This window comes from Kushneria sp. EE4 (assembly GCF_977968315.1).
In genome coordinates this window covers 2,557,746-2,570,149 of record NZ_OZ386212.1, presented here as the reverse complement: position 1 = coordinate 2,570,149, position 12,404 = coordinate 2,557,746, and the positions used below count along the sequence as shown (strand labels likewise).

15 protein-coding genes are annotated in these 12,404 nt (G+C 63.0%); 12 read left to right on the top strand and 3 right to left on the bottom strand.

Annotated features, from left to right (window positions below; all coding sequences use genetic code 11):
• Window positions 1–104: 104 nt before the first annotated feature.
• Entirely contained in the window at window positions 105–1,001 is an 897-nt protein-coding gene (rarD, locus tag ACXMYO_RS11670; protein ID WP_457808852.1) for an EamA family transporter RarD, read from the bottom strand.
• A gap of 105 nt (window positions 1,002–1,106) precedes the next feature.
• Here rarD and ACXMYO_RS11665 point away from each other — a divergent pair, with 105 nt between their 5' ends.
• The 8 genes from ACXMYO_RS11665 (at window position 1,107) to ACXMYO_RS11630 (ending at window position 8,127) form a co-directional block, all read left to right on the top strand.
• On the top strand, window positions 1,107–1,463 hold the full coding sequence (locus tag ACXMYO_RS11665; protein ID WP_457808851.1) for an ArsR/SmtB family transcription factor: 357 nt from the start codon (window positions 1,107–1,109) through the stop codon (window positions 1,461–1,463).
• Window positions 1,460–1,876, top strand: a complete 417-nt coding sequence (gene arsC, locus ACXMYO_RS11660) for an arsenate reductase (glutaredoxin) (RefSeq protein ID WP_457808850.1) — start codon at window positions 1,460–1,462, stop codon at window positions 1,874–1,876. The genes ACXMYO_RS11665 and arsC overlap by 4 nt, the downstream gene beginning before the upstream one ends.
• On the top strand, window positions 1,869–2,582 hold the full coding sequence (arsH, locus tag ACXMYO_RS11655; RefSeq protein ID WP_457808849.1) for an arsenical resistance protein ArsH: 714 nt from the start codon (window positions 1,869–1,871) through the stop codon (window positions 2,580–2,582). Before arsC ends, arsH begins: the two co-directional genes overlap by 8 nt.
• A 12-nt stretch (window positions 2,583–2,594) precedes the next feature.
• Window positions 2,595–3,908 carry an arsenic transporter gene (locus tag ACXMYO_RS11650; RefSeq protein WP_457808848.1) on the top strand — a complete coding sequence of 438 codons (1,314 nt, stop codon included), beginning with the start codon at window positions 2,595–2,597 and terminating at the stop codon, window positions 3,906–3,908.
• A 194-nt stretch (window positions 3,909–4,102) separates the two neighbouring features.
• Window positions 4,103–5,437, top strand: a complete 1,335-nt coding sequence (locus ACXMYO_RS11645; RefSeq protein ID WP_457808847.1) for a methyl-accepting chemotaxis protein — start codon at window positions 4,103–4,105, stop codon at window positions 5,435–5,437.
• A gap of 102 nt (window positions 5,438–5,539) precedes the next feature.
• Window positions 5,540–6,466, top strand: coding sequence for a CysB family HTH-type transcriptional regulator (locus ACXMYO_RS11640; RefSeq protein ID WP_457808846.1), 927 nt, complete (start codon window positions 5,540–5,542; stop codon window positions 6,464–6,466).
• Window positions 6,467–6,642: 176 nt separating this feature from the next.
• Complete coding sequence (locus ACXMYO_RS11635) at window positions 6,643–7,731, top strand: sulfate ABC transporter substrate-binding protein (RefSeq protein ID WP_457808845.1); 1,089 nt, start codon at window positions 6,643–6,645, stop codon at window positions 7,729–7,731.
• Window positions 7,732–7,908: 177 nt separating this feature from the next.
• Entirely contained in the window at window positions 7,909–8,127 is a 219-nt protein-coding gene (locus ACXMYO_RS11630; RefSeq protein WP_457808844.1) for a DUF2835 family protein, read from the top strand.
• 113 nt (window positions 8,128–8,240) lie between these two features.
• Here the strand turns inward: ACXMYO_RS11630 and ACXMYO_RS11625 are convergent, their stop codons facing one another.
• Both ACXMYO_RS11625 and ACXMYO_RS11620 read right to left on the bottom strand, forming a co-directional pair.
• Window positions 8,241–8,456 carry a hypothetical protein gene (locus ACXMYO_RS11625; RefSeq protein WP_457808843.1) on the bottom strand — a complete coding sequence of 72 codons (216 nt, stop codon included), beginning with the start codon at window positions 8,454–8,456 and terminating at the stop codon, window positions 8,241–8,243.
• Between the two features lie 117 nt (window positions 8,457–8,573).
• A complete protein-coding gene (locus tag ACXMYO_RS11620; protein ID WP_457808842.1) occupies window positions 8,574–9,215 on the bottom strand; it encodes a YoaK family protein in 642 nt (213 codons plus the stop codon).
• A 190-nt stretch (window positions 9,216–9,405) separates the two neighbouring features.
• On the opposite strand from ACXMYO_RS11620, the gene ACXMYO_RS11615 reads away from it, so the two are divergent.
• From ACXMYO_RS11615 to ACXMYO_RS11600, 4 genes are all read left to right on the top strand, one after another.
• On the top strand, window positions 9,406–10,326 hold the full coding sequence (locus tag ACXMYO_RS11615) for a CHAD domain-containing protein (RefSeq protein ID WP_457808841.1): 921 nt from the start codon (window positions 9,406–9,408) through the stop codon (window positions 10,324–10,326).
• Between the two features lie 75 nt (window positions 10,327–10,401).
• A complete protein-coding gene (locus ACXMYO_RS11610) occupies window positions 10,402–10,881 on the top strand; it encodes an OsmC family protein (RefSeq protein ID WP_457808840.1) in 480 nt (159 codons plus the stop codon).
• Entirely contained in the window at window positions 10,874–11,371 is a 498-nt protein-coding gene (locus ACXMYO_RS11605) for a GNAT family N-acetyltransferase (RefSeq protein WP_457808839.1), read from the top strand. The genes ACXMYO_RS11610 and ACXMYO_RS11605 overlap by 8 nt, the downstream gene beginning before the upstream one ends.
• 99 nt (window positions 11,372–11,470) lie before the next feature.
• On the top strand, window positions 11,471–12,352 hold the full coding sequence (locus ACXMYO_RS11600; protein WP_438764835.1) for an EamA family transporter: 882 nt from the start codon (window positions 11,471–11,473) through the stop codon (window positions 12,350–12,352).
• Window positions 12,353–12,404 lie beyond the last annotated feature (52 nt).

Sequence of the window (12,404 nt, the reverse complement as noted above, 5' to 3'; positions counted from 1 at the left end):
GCTACCCAGCACGACGAAGCCCGCAGCTCAACGGCTGCGGGCTTTTTTTGCCGGCGCTTGTGGTTTTACACACCATCGTTCACGGGCAGCCTTCATGGCCGGCCTCACGCGCTGCTCACCTGGCGCTGCGCCCGAAGGGTATCCACCGTGTAGAGCACCAGACCGGCCCAGATGCAGCCAAAGGTGACAAGGCTTGCCTGGTTGAAGGGTTCACCGAAAAGGAATACGCCGGTGAGCAGGTGCAGGGTGGGGGTGAGATACTGCATCAGCCCCAGCGTGCCGAGCTTGAGCCGCCGCGCGCCCATGGTAAAGAGCACCAGCGGCAGCACCGTGATCAGTCCACAGCCGATCAACAGTACGTCGGTGCGCACGCTGCCCTGTAAAAAGACCGCCTGCTGCTGAAAATACAGCCCGCCCAGCCACAGCAGGGCAAACGGCAGCAGCAGCATGGTTTCGATATAAAGCCCGGTAATGCTGTCCACGGCGATGCGCTTTCGAATCAGTCCGTAAATACCAAAGGTGCCGGCAAGCATCAGCGATACCCAGGGCACCCGCCCGAAACCCACCACCATGATCATCACGCCGGCGGCAGCCAGAAGCACCGCGACCATCTGCAGCGGGCGCAGCCGCTCGCGGAAAAAGACCAGCCCCAGCACCACGTTGAGCAGCGGATTGATGTAGTAGCCCAGGCTTGCCTGCAGTACGTGATGGCTCGATACCGCCCAGATGAACAGGCCCCAGTTACAGCTGATCAAAAGCGCCGAGGCCGTGAGCGCCAGCAGCAGTCGAGGCTGTCGCACAATGGCCATCACCCTCTCATGACGACGTGTGATCAGGACAAACAGGGTCAACAGCACCGCGGCCCACACCATGCGCTGGGTCAGGATCTCCCATGGAGACACGCTCGGCCCGATCAGATGAAAATAGATCGGCATCACGCCCCACATCGAAAAACAGCCCAGAGCGGCCAGAAGCCCGGCACTGTGTTCGCGCTTGTCCATCGTTGCCTCGACCTTCCGATAAAGAACAGCATCATACGCCCGATGCTGTGCCGCAGCGACGCGTCACGCTTGACGGATTGTCCATATGTCCATAAGTTTGGACATATGGACAATACAACTGCGATCGACATCTTCTCTGCGCTGGCGCAGAACACCCGGCTGGACGCCTTTCGCCTGCTGGTACAGCACGAGCCCGAGGGGCTGGCGGCCGGCGAGCTGGCGCGTCATCTGGACGTGCCGCACAACACGCTGTCGGCGCATCTGAGCGTGCTGTCGCGGGCAGGCCTTGTGGTCTCACAGCGTCAGAGCCGCTCGATCATCTACCGGGCCAGTCTGGATCGAATGCAGGCGACGCTGGCCTTTCTGGTGCGTGACTGCTGCGCCGGTCGTCCCGAGCTCTGTGCGCCGCTGCTGGAAGCCCTTCAACCCGAATGCTGTTCTGACGAGAAGGACGTGCCATGACGTGCGTGATCTATCACAACCCTGACTGCGGCACTTCGCGCAACGTGCTGGAGATGCTGCGCCAGTCCGGCGAGACGCCTGAAGTCATCGAGTATCTGAAGACCCCGCCCACGCGGGCGCGGCTGGTCGAGCTGCTGGCGTCAATGGCCATCGCGCCCCGCGAGCTGCTTCGTCGCAAGGAGCCGTTTTGCGCCGAACTGGGACTCGAAGATGAAACGCTCGGCGATGAGCCGCTGATTGACGCCATGATGGCGCATCCGATCCTGATCAACCGCCCGATCGTGGTCACCGATCATGGCGCGCGCCTGTGCCGGCCCTCCGAAGAGGTGCTGGCGCTGCTGGAAAACCCGTTGACCGAGTTCACCAGGGCAGATGGGGAAGTGGTGCGCTTCAAGGAGGCCGGGCATGAGTGACACGTTGCCCCCTATCGACACGGATCAGCTCCAGCCTATTGATGTCGAGGCGCTAATCCATCCCGATGACCCACGCCATGCGCCGCGCATGCTGGTGCTGTACGGCTCGCTGCGCGAGCGTTCCTACTCCCGGCTGGTGGCCGAAGAGGTCGGCAGGCTCCTGCGCTGGTTTGGCTGTGAGGTGAAAACCTTCAACCCCTCGGGGCTGCCGCTGCCCGATGACGCCGAGGCCGATCACCCAAAGGTCGCCGAGCTGCGTGAACTGGCCCAGTGGTCGGAGGGCATGGTGTGGGTCAGCCCCGAGCGCCACGGGGCGATGACCGGCATCATGAAAACCCAGATTGACTGGATTCCGCTGTCACTGGGCGGCGTGCGCCCGACCCAGGGCAAGACGCTGGCGGTAATGGAAGTTTCCGGCGGCAGCCAGAGCTTTAACGCCGTCAATCAGATGCGTCTGTTGGGGCGCTGGATGCGCATGCTGACCATCCCCAATCAGTCCTCGGTGCCAAAGGCCTTCAACGAGTTTGACGAGGCGGGGCGCATGCTTGCCTCACCGCTTTATAACCGCATCGTTGATGTCTGCGAGGAGCTGGTGAAGTTCACCTGGCTGACGCGTGGCCGGGCGGCCTATCTGACCGATCGTTATTCCGAACGTGTCGAGAGCGCCGAAGACGTTTCCCGGCGCGTCAATCAGCGCACTCACTGAACAGGTTCCTGCATGCTGGCACTGACCATTTTCGTGATCACTCTGGTACTGGTGATCTGGCAGCCGCGCGGGCTGGGCATCGGCTGGAGCGCGCTGGGCGGTGCAGCGGTGGCGCTCGCCACCGGCGTGGTGGGGTGGGGCGATGTCGCTACCGTCTGGCAGATCGTGTGGGACGCCACCTTTACCTTCGTGGCGCTGATCATCATTTCGCTGATTCTCGATGAGGCGGGCTTTTTCAACTGGGCGGCGCTGCATATCGCCCGCTGGGGCAACGGGCGCGGGCCGTGGCTTTTCATGCTGATCGTGATGCTGGGCGCGGTGATTGCCGCGCTCTTTGCCAATGACGGCGCCGCACTGCTGCTCACGCCGATCGTGCTGGCGATTCTGGTGCGCCTTGAGTTCAGCGCCAGTGCGGCACTGGCCTTTATCATCGCCACCGGCTTTGTGGCCGATACCACCAGCCTGCCGCTGGTGACCTCGAATCTGGTCAATATCGTCACCGCCAACTATTTCGATATCGGCTTTGCTGAATACGCCCGGGTAATGGTGCCGGTCAATCTGGTCTCGCTGGCGGCCACGCTTTTGGTGCTGTGGTTCTATTACCGTCGCGAGGTGCCGCGTCATTACGACCGCCAAAAGCTGGAAGCACCGGCCAGTGCGATCGTGGACAGTCGCGTCTTTCGTGCTGCCTTTCCACTGCTGGCGGTGCTTTTGATCGCGCTTTTTTTGACGGCCCGCTGGCACATTCCCTTTGCCTTCATCATGGGGGCGGCGGCACTGGTGCTGATGGCGATTGCCGGGCGCTGGGGCGTTCGCGGCAAACCGGTCATTTCGCTGAGCGAGGTGGTCAAAAACGCCCCCTGGCAGATCGTGCTGTTCTCGGTCGGCATGTATCTGGTGGTGTACGGGCTGGGTAACGCGGGCCTGACCGAGATCGCCGCTGGCGCGCTGACCTGGCTTGCCGCCCAGGGCTCGTTTGTCGCCACGCTGGGCACCGGCATCGCGCTGGCAATACTTGCCTCCATCGTCAACAACCTGCCCTCGACCCTGATCGGGGCACTGGCGATCGATCAGGCCCGGGTCCCGGAACTCACCCGGCAGCTGATGGCCTATGCCAGCGTCATCGGCAACGACCTGGGGCCCAAGTTCACCCCGATCGGCAGTCTGGCCACGCTATTGTGGCTGCATGTACTGGCCGGCAAGGGCCATCGCATCGGCTGGGGGCAGTACATGAAAGTGGGGCTTGTGATTACGCCGCCGGTGCTGCTGGTCACGCTGGTGGCGCTGGCGATGTGGGGGCCACGGGTGATCGGGGCCGGTGCATAAGTCATCTGGCGTGGAGCACCTGATGAGACGTGGCTGAGACGCGCTAACGGTCAGACAGGCATCGTCGGGTTGGGTAGATCAATATCGGTAAAACCTCAAGGAATGCGTTTGATATGCCGATGCTGGTCTCAGACCCCATCTGAACCGCAGACATCCGACAGTATCGGCGGCACTGCCATGGCAGGAGTAACCCCATGTTTGGAACCAGACCCCCTCGTCAGCGTGAACCGCTGGTAGACGCCATTCATCGCGCCATGGCCGTGATCGAGTTTGACCCGCAGGGCAATATTGTGTGCGCCAACCCGGCCTTTTTTGAGGCGACCGGCTACAGCGCCGAGACACTGATTGGCCAGCACCATAGCCTGCTGTGCCCGCAGGCCTACGTGGAAAGTGACGAGTATGCGGCCTTCTGGTCACGGCTGCGTGAGGGTGAGTTCAACAGCGGGCGCTGCAAGCGGCTGCGCCGTGATGGCACCCCCCTGTGGCTGGAGGCGACCTACAATCCGATTCGCAACCGTCGCGGCCAGGTGGTGCGCGTGATCAAGATCGCCACCGACATCACGATGCAGGTTCGTCAGGAGCAGGAGATGGGCAGCCGACTGGCGGCCATCGACCGCTCGATGGCGGTTATCGAGTTCACACCGGATGGCCATATCCTCACCGCCAACCAGAATTTTCTGGACACGGTGGGCTATACGCTTGCCGAGATCGAAGGCGAACATCACCGGATCTTTTGCGGCAGGGCGCTGGCGGAAAGCCCCGAATACCGGGCGTTCTGGTCGCAGCTCAACGCCGGAGAGTTCATGTCCGGGCAGTTCAAGCGCTTTGATCGCCAGGGGCGCACCCTGTGGCTTGAGGCCACCTATAACCCGATCTTTGATGACGACGGTCAGCTCTACAAGGTCATCAAGTTTGCCAGCAACATCACCGAGCGGGTCGACCGGGAGACCGAGAGCCTGCGTATGGCCTGTCGCATCTCGGCCGATACGGAAACAACGGCCGGTGAGGGCAGCCGCATCATCGACGAGACCGTGCGCGAGATTCGAAGCATTGCCGACCGGGTCGAGGCCACCGCCGGATTGCTCAATGATCTAACCGAGAAGGCGGCCAGCATCACCGCGATTGTCGAGACCATCCACGCCATCGCCTCCCAGACCAACATGCTGTCCCTGAACGCGGCCATCGAAGCGGCGCGCGCCGGGGAGCACGGGCGTGGTTTCTCGGTCGTCGCGCATGAAGTGCGTCAGCTGGCCCGTCGAACGGCCGATGCCACCAGCGATATCTCCGGGACGATCGACACCCTGCAGCAGCTCTCCCGCAATGCCAGTACCAGCATGCACACCTGTCGGGAAAGCGTGGACAAGGGCGTGGGCATGGCCGGCAATGCCGGGGAGGCGCTTGTGCGGATCAGCGCCTGCACCGATGACATGGTCAACGCCGTACGCCGCATGGCCTCCACCGTGGAGCTCGAGGATGAGGCAGGCGCTGCGGCACAAACGCCCTGCGCCTCCCTGAGAGTGTCGGCCTGATCTCACCCCTGTCATAACCTTATCAGTAATGCTGATTTAGCCTCTAAAGGCCCAAAGGTTATATTGGATGACGTTTTGATAGCGTCATGACATGAGGTCGCCGTGAATTTTCAACAGTTGCGTATCGTGCGAGAAGTGGTGCGGCGTCAGTTCAATCTGACCGACGCCGCCAATGCCCTCTTTACCTCCCAGTCCGGCGCCAGCAAGCACATTCGCGATCTGGAAGACGAGCTGGGGGTGGTGCTGTTCGAGCGTCGTGGCAAACGCCTGCTGGGGCTGACGCCCGCCGGGACCACGCTGTTTGACACCATCGAGCGCATTCTGCTCGACAGTGAAAATCTAAAGCGTCTGGCCCAGCAGTGGGTGCATGAGGATCAGGGTCGCCTGCGCATTGCCACCACCCATACCCAGGCCCGCTATGTGCTGCCTGGAATCATCGCGCGCTTTCGCCGCGACTTCCCCCGCGTGCATCTGGAGCTTCAGCAGTGCGGCCCCGGCGAGATCGTCTCACTGCTGCGTGCCGGCAAGGTGGATATCGGCATGGCCACCGAAGCCCTGGGCGAGGCGCATCAGGAGCTGGTGACCTTTCCCTTTCATCAGTGGCAGCACGGTATTGTGGTGCCCGAAAATCACCCGCTGCGCCAGGTGGCCACCCTGAGCCTTGCAGAGATTGCACGCTATCCGATCGTGACCTACCACGAAGGCTTTACCGGGCGCTCGCGCATCGATCAGGCCTTTGCTGCCGCCGGGGTGACACCGGATGTGGTGATGTCGGCGCTCGATGCCGACGTGATCAAGACCTACGTCGAGCTGGATCTGGGCATCGGCATCATCGCCTCGGTGGCCTTCGACCCGGTGCGTGATGCGGGACTGGCGATGCTGGATCAGGACAACCTCTTTCCCCGCAATACCACCCTGATCGCCCTGCGCCGAGGGCATCTGCTGCGCAATTTCGCCTACCGCTTTCTGGAATGCTGCTCGCCCGAGCTGAGCCGTGATGCCGTGCACACGGCCCTGACCCGCGCCTGAGCGGTATCGGCAAAACAGGGAGGTCTGCTGACCACGAGGCCCGGCGCGGTATCGGTTACCCGGGGTTTCATATCTCAAAAGGTGATAAGCAATCCGATATTATATATTTTTAAGTAATTAAAGCGCCCGGTACGCTTGAGCCAACACTATCCTCAAGCGTGACAAGGGAACCCGCCATGCATCCTCATTTTTCTGTTTCACGTCGTCGGGAGCTGACGCTGGCGCTGGCCACGGTAGCGCTGTCCGGCTCAATGGCCGCCCAAGCCGAGAAGGTCAGTCTGCTTAACGTCTCCTATGACCCGACCCGCGAGCTCTACAGCGACTACAACCAGGCGTTCAGCCAGTGGTATGAGACGCAGTCGGGTGATCAGGTCAGCATTCAGCAAAGCCACGGTGGCTCCGGGCGCCAGGCGCGCTCGGTGATCGAGGGCAACCCCGCCGATATCGTCACCCTGGCGCTGGCCGCCGACATCGATGCCATCGCCGAGAAGGGCAAACTCCTGCCCGCGGACTGGCAGCAGGCCTTTGCCGATGACAGCACGCCCTATACTTCCTCGATCGTCTTTCTGGTGCGCAAGGGCAATCCGAAAAACATCCATGACTGGGAGGATCTGACCCGCCACGGCGTCGAGGTCATCTCGCCCAACCCAAAGACCTCCGGCGGGGCGCGCTGGAACTATCTGGCCGCATGGACCTGGGCGCTCAAGCGAGAGCTGGGCGATCTGAGCCGGCTGCATGACCCGGCGGCCAAAGAAGACGTGGCGAAAGCGCAGAAGGCCGCCGAGCAGTACGTAAAAACGCTCTATCAGCACGTGCCGGTGCTGGATACCGGCGCCCGCGCTGCGACCAATACGTTTGTTCAGCGCGGTCTTGGCGATGTGCTGCTGGCGTGGGAAAACGAGGCGCTGCTGGCGGTCAACGAGCTGGGGCAGGGGGATTACGAGATCATCGCGCCGTCAGTGAGCATCGTGACCCAGCCGCCGGTCGCCATCGTTGAGGACAACGTGAAGAAAAAGGGCCCGGCGGCCGAGAAGGCCGCCCACGCCTATCTGGAGCATCTCTACTCACCGCAGGCGCAGCAGCTGGTCGCGCAGCACTACTATCGCCCGACCAATACCGACGGCGTGGACCCGAAACTTCTTGAGCAGTTCCCGACCATGGATCTCTACAATATCAACGAGGTGTTCGGCGGCTGGCGTGAAGCCCAGCAGACGCACTTTGCCAACGGCGGCGTCTTTGACCGCATCTCGCGACCGGGCTCATAGGCGACTGTCGTTGATGACAGGCATTAAAAAACCGGTCACATGGCCCGGTTTTTCAATGAAGGCAGGCACGTTACCCTGTTGGCGCACCTGTCGATAGGGGCAGGGCTGTCGCCGCCGCATCGATCCGGCGTTATGCTCAAGGCCTTGAACGACCCTTTCGCTTCCCGGGAGGCTGCCTTGCCCAGCATCGATATCACCCTCAACCTGAGCGCCGAGCAGTGCCACGCCCACTACGCCGGCGCCGCCGACAGCATCCGCACCCGCACGCTCGATGGGCGCAGCGTGTTGCTGCCCTCGCGCGTTTTGCACCACGTCATCACACGTGACGGCGTGCGTGGCACCTACCGGGTCACCTTTGACGATCAGGGGCGGTTTGTCTCGATTGTGGCGCTTTGATAGGAGACGGTCGTCCCCGGATCAGCGAACCCTTCAACGATCACGTGTCGTCATGGCTGCGTCTTCGACGACAATACCCGGCCTGAGCCGGGTGCGTTGCTAAAGCGATGTTTCTACATTGTCTGATCGGGGTGGACATCACTCAGGGCGGGGTTGTCGCTCGCCGAACGGTTGAGCGCTTCACAGCGGCGTTGTGCTTCATTCTCCGAGGCGTAGATGCCTTCCTGATCAAGGGTTTCTTCGTCATAGATAATGAAGCTTTGATCGGTTTCAGCCGCTGAGGTGGCATCCAGCGCGTCCTGCGAAGCAGGTTTGTAGGCGTAGGTCATGTCAGAGCCCTCCAGGGGGGACCTTTTGACTCTAGTGCGGCGCGGCTCGCCCCGTTGGCGTCCAATGGTCTCGTCTCCCGGTGGCGACAAACGAGCGAACGCTGTTTGCTGCTGATATCACAACGCCTGCATTGCCCGGCGCCGGCTTACCTGCGCGTTCCACGCCGTAAACACGGCGCCAAGTGCCAGCATGGCGGCAATGGTCAGCAGCGCGTGTGGCCCCAGATGGGTGTCAAGCGGCATGGCAAGTGCTGCGCCCGAGACCAGCGCGCACCAGCGCACCACGCCGTCCAGCCCGGCCCTGAAATTGCCTTCGGCCAGCGCGCGACCGGTCTTGACCAGCATGCCGGTCAGAAACGTCACGCCCGATTCGTTGGCACTGACCTGGTTGAGCACGCCCATGGCCGCGGCGATAAAAAGCACGGTGGTGAAGGGATAGTCGTCGCTGTGGGCAAAGGGCATCGAGGCGCTCATCAGGGTCGCCGTCAACAGTAAAATCACCGTGGGGCGCCAGCGCCCCACCCGAAGGGCAATCCAGGCGCCCAGCGTGGTCGCGGTAAAAAAGGCCGCGATGACGGCGGCCAGCGGCGCAATGCCGGCCCAGCTTGCTTCCCCGATATGACGCCCGATATGCGAACTGTTGCCGGTCATGTAGACCGCCAGCAGGTCACGGCTGTGCAGATAGATCAGCGCATCCGTGGCGCCGGCCACCATGAACAGCAGGGCGAAGGCCGGGAAGGGGATCTTTCTGTCGAACATGGCGGCACCTGAAGACAAGTCATGACAGCTCCCGAGTGTAATGCGTATCCACGCAAGGTGGGTCGGGACATCACCCCGGAGCTGCATTGCGGGCCATCACCGCTTCGACCTTCGTGGCAAAGCCGGCGCAATGGTCACAACGCACCGGGAGTCGCGGGCGGCGCGCACTACACTGCATGAAGGGTCTGTCATGCTGGAGGAAGAGGTCATGGGTTATCGCCTTGCGATGTCTGAAAACACCTCGAAGGGGCTTGCGCGCATTGCCGCCGAGCAGATCGACCGGGCACGCCGCGATATTGCCCGGCGCGATACGGTGGAAGGTATTCACAAGCTGCGCCAGCGCTGCAAGCGGGTGCGGGCCGTTTTGCGTCTGGCGCGACCGGCGCTGGGCAAACACTACGCTCGGGAGAACCAGCGCTTTCGCGATCTGGCCCGGGCGGTCAGCGGCCCGCGCGATGAGCAGGTGCTGATCGACACCTTCGATGCGCTGATGGCGGCTCACAAGGGCCGACTGGACCGGCGTCGGTTCACCCCGACGCGGCAGATGCTGCTCGGGCGTCACCGCCGGGCGCTTGAGGCCACCGCCCTGCCGGACATGACATGGCTGGATGGCGAACTTGAAAGGGCCCGTGAGGCGGTCAATGACTGGACGCCGGCCATCGAAGGCTTCAAACCGCTGCGCCGTGGGCTGGTTGACACCTGCCGGCGCGCCCGTGAGGCCATGGCGCAGGCCGACGGCGAAAGCGATGAGGCGGCCTTTCACGAGTGGCGCAAACAGGTGAAGTATCACCGTCATCACTGTGAGCTGCTCGTTAACGTCTGGAAGGTCCCCATGGAGGCGCGCGCCCGCGAGGCTCATCGGCTGGCGGATCTTCTGGGCGAGGAGCACGATCTGGCCGTGCTGGCGCAGGTGCTCGGCGACCCGGAAGCGGCCGCACAGGGCGACGACACTTCCAGGGTGGTGCTGGCCCTGATTGCCGAGCGCCGTCTGAGGCTTCAAAGCGAGGCGCTCTGGCTGGGGCAGCGGCTGTTCGCCGAAAAGCCCGACGCGCTGGGTCGGCGAATCAAGCGCTATCGGGACGTGGCGCGCCGACAGGCCCGCAAGAGCTGACGTACTGCCCATGATCGACGCGGCCACTCAAAATGGCGATGATAAGCGCGCACTCATGAACGCAGGGTCGACGACATGGCAGGACAGCAGCATCAGTATCAGGTGACGGTACTCTGGCAGGGCGGTGGCGACACCGGCACGACCGGCTATCGGGACTACGGCCGCGAGCACGAGCTGCGCGCCCCCGGCAAGGCGCCCATTGCGGGCTCCGCCGATCCGGCCTTTCTGGGCGATAAGGATCGCTGGAATCCGGAAGAGCTGCTGGTCGGTTCGCTCTCGGCCTGTCACAAGCTCTGGTATCTGCATCTATGCGCCGAGGCCGGCGTGGTGGTGCTGGCCTACGAGGATCACGCCGAAGGCGAGATGGATGCCGCCCTGGGGCGCTTTACCCGGGTGACTTTGCGCCCGCGCATTACCCTTGATAGTGACAGCAGTGAATCACGCGCCCGCGAGCTGCACGATCATGCCCACAAAAAGTGTTTCATCGCCGCCTCGGTCAATTTCGAGGTGGGCTGTCAGCCCGAGTTCATTCGACAGAGCGCCTCTCATGGCTGAGCAGACCATCTGGTATCTGGAGATGCGTGACCCGGGGGAACATCGCGCCCGGGCGCTGCCGGAGACGCTCACGGTCACCGAGTGCGAGATCCCCCAGTTTGCGCTCAATCGCTTTTTGTATCAGCTGGTCGGGGCGGCGTGGCAGTGGGATGAGAAGCTTGAGGGCGATCAGGGCGCGTGGCGCTCGATGATTGAAAGCGATGCCCATCGCACCTTCGTGGCGTACTACCACGGCGCGATCGCCGGCTACTACGAGCTCTATCGCCCGGATGGCGTCAACGTCGAGATTCTCTATTTCGGGCTGGTTGAGGCATTCATCGGCATGGGCTTCGGGGCGGGGCTTTTGAGTCATGCCATCGAGCAGGCCTGGCACTGGCCGGGCACCGAGCGGGTCTGGCTGCACACCTGCTCGCTGGATCACCCGGCAGCGCTTGAGAACTACCAAAGGCGCGGGTTCGTGATCCACGACGAGGTGGTTGCGCCCTGTTAGGCCTCGGGAGTCGGGAACTCTTCGAGTTGCCGCGCCCATGCCTCGGATCCGGCGGCTATCATGGGTCGTCTTTCAATGATCGTTTCGGAATGAATGCCCATGTCGTCTGCGCGTGCGCTCGTCTTTCAACGCCTGCTGCCGGTGGCCCTGCTGCTGGTGGCCATGTGCTCGATCCAGAGCGGCGCCTCCCTGGCTCAGCAGCTCTTTCCCGTGATCGGCGCCTCCGGTGCCACCTCCATTCGCCTGCTGCTGGCCTCCGCACTGATGCTGGCCATCGTCCGCCCCTGGCGGTGGCCGGTGACGCGCAAGGCCTTCAAGGCGATTGCCGTTTACGGCGTGGCGATGGGGATGATGAATTTTCTGCTCTATCAGGCGCTGGTCACCGTGCCGCTGGGCATTGCGGTGGCGCTCGAGTTTACCGGGCCGCTGGCGGTGGCGGTGTTCACCTCGCGACGCCGGCGTGATCTCACCTGGATTGCGCTGGCCATCGCGGGGCTGGCGATTCTTTTGTGGCCGGACACCAGCCTCGAGCACGGCATTGACCCGCGCGGGGCGCTGTGCGCGCTGGGGGCCGGGGTATGCTGGGCGCTCTACATTCTGTTCGGGCGGCGGGCCGGCAGCGGGAACGGCACCCAGAGCGCGGCGCTGGGGATCACCATCGCCGCTGTCGTCATGGCGCCGATCGGGCTGGTCGAGGCCGGCACGGCGGTCTTCTCGCTGGCGGTGCTGCCCATCGGTCTGACGATCGCGGTACTCTCGACGGCGCTGCCCTATACGCTGGAAATGTTTGCCCTGTCGCGCATGCCGACCCACATGTTCGGCACGCTGATGAGTCTGGAACCGGCCATCGGGGCGCTATCGGGACTGCTCTTTCTGGGTCAGCAGCTGACCCCCCTGCAGTGGCTGGCGATCGGTACCGTGATCATGGCCTCGATGGGCACCACGCTGACGGCGCGTTCGGCGGCGCCGGCTCAGGGCTGACACGATATCCCCACGATCGATACACCATAACCGATATCTCCCGGGAGGCCCC

Bases quoted from the DNA above. Each gene is read 5' to 3' on its own strand.
- arsH (WP_457808849.1), top strand. From the start codon at position 1,869: ATGAGTGACACGTTGCCCCCTATCGACACGGATCAGCTCCAGCCTATT.
- ACXMYO_RS11600 (WP_438764835.1), top strand. From the start codon at position 11,471: ATGTCGTCTGCGCGTGCGCTCGTCTTTCAACGCCTGCTGCCGGTGGCC.
- ACXMYO_RS11605 (WP_457808839.1), top strand. From the start codon at position 10,874: ATGGCTGAGCAGACCATCTGGTATCTGGAGATGCGTGACCCGGGGGAA.
- arsC (WP_457808850.1), top strand. From the start codon at position 1,460: ATGACGTGCGTGATCTATCACAACCCTGACTGCGGCACTTCGCGCAAC.
- ACXMYO_RS11650 (WP_457808848.1), top strand. From the start codon at position 2,595: ATGCTGGCACTGACCATTTTCGTGATCACTCTGGTACTGGTGATCTGG.
- ACXMYO_RS11635 (WP_457808845.1), top strand. From the start codon at position 6,643: ATGCATCCTCATTTTTCTGTTTCACGTCGTCGGGAGCTGACGCTGGCG.
- ACXMYO_RS11645 (WP_457808847.1), top strand. From the start codon at position 4,103: ATGTTTGGAACCAGACCCCCTCGTCAGCGTGAACCGCTGGTAGACGCC.
- ACXMYO_RS11610 (WP_457808840.1), top strand. From the start codon at position 10,402: ATGGCAGGACAGCAGCATCAGTATCAGGTGACGGTACTCTGGCAGGGC.
- ACXMYO_RS11615 (WP_457808841.1), top strand. From the start codon at position 9,406: ATGCTGGAGGAAGAGGTCATGGGTTATCGCCTTGCGATGTCTGAAAAC.
- rarD (WP_457808852.1), bottom strand. From the start codon at position 1,001: ATGGACAAGCGCGAACACAGTGCCGGGCTTCTGGCCGCTCTGGGCTGT.
- ACXMYO_RS11625 (WP_457808843.1), bottom strand. From the start codon at position 8,456: ATGACCTACGCCTACAAACCTGCTTCGCAGGACGCGCTGGATGCCACC.
- ACXMYO_RS11620 (WP_457808842.1), bottom strand. From the start codon at position 9,215: ATGTTCGACAGAAAGATCCCCTTCCCGGCCTTCGCCCTGCTGTTCATG.
- ACXMYO_RS11665 (WP_457808851.1), top strand. From the start codon at position 1,107: ATGGACAATACAACTGCGATCGACATCTTCTCTGCGCTGGCGCAGAAC.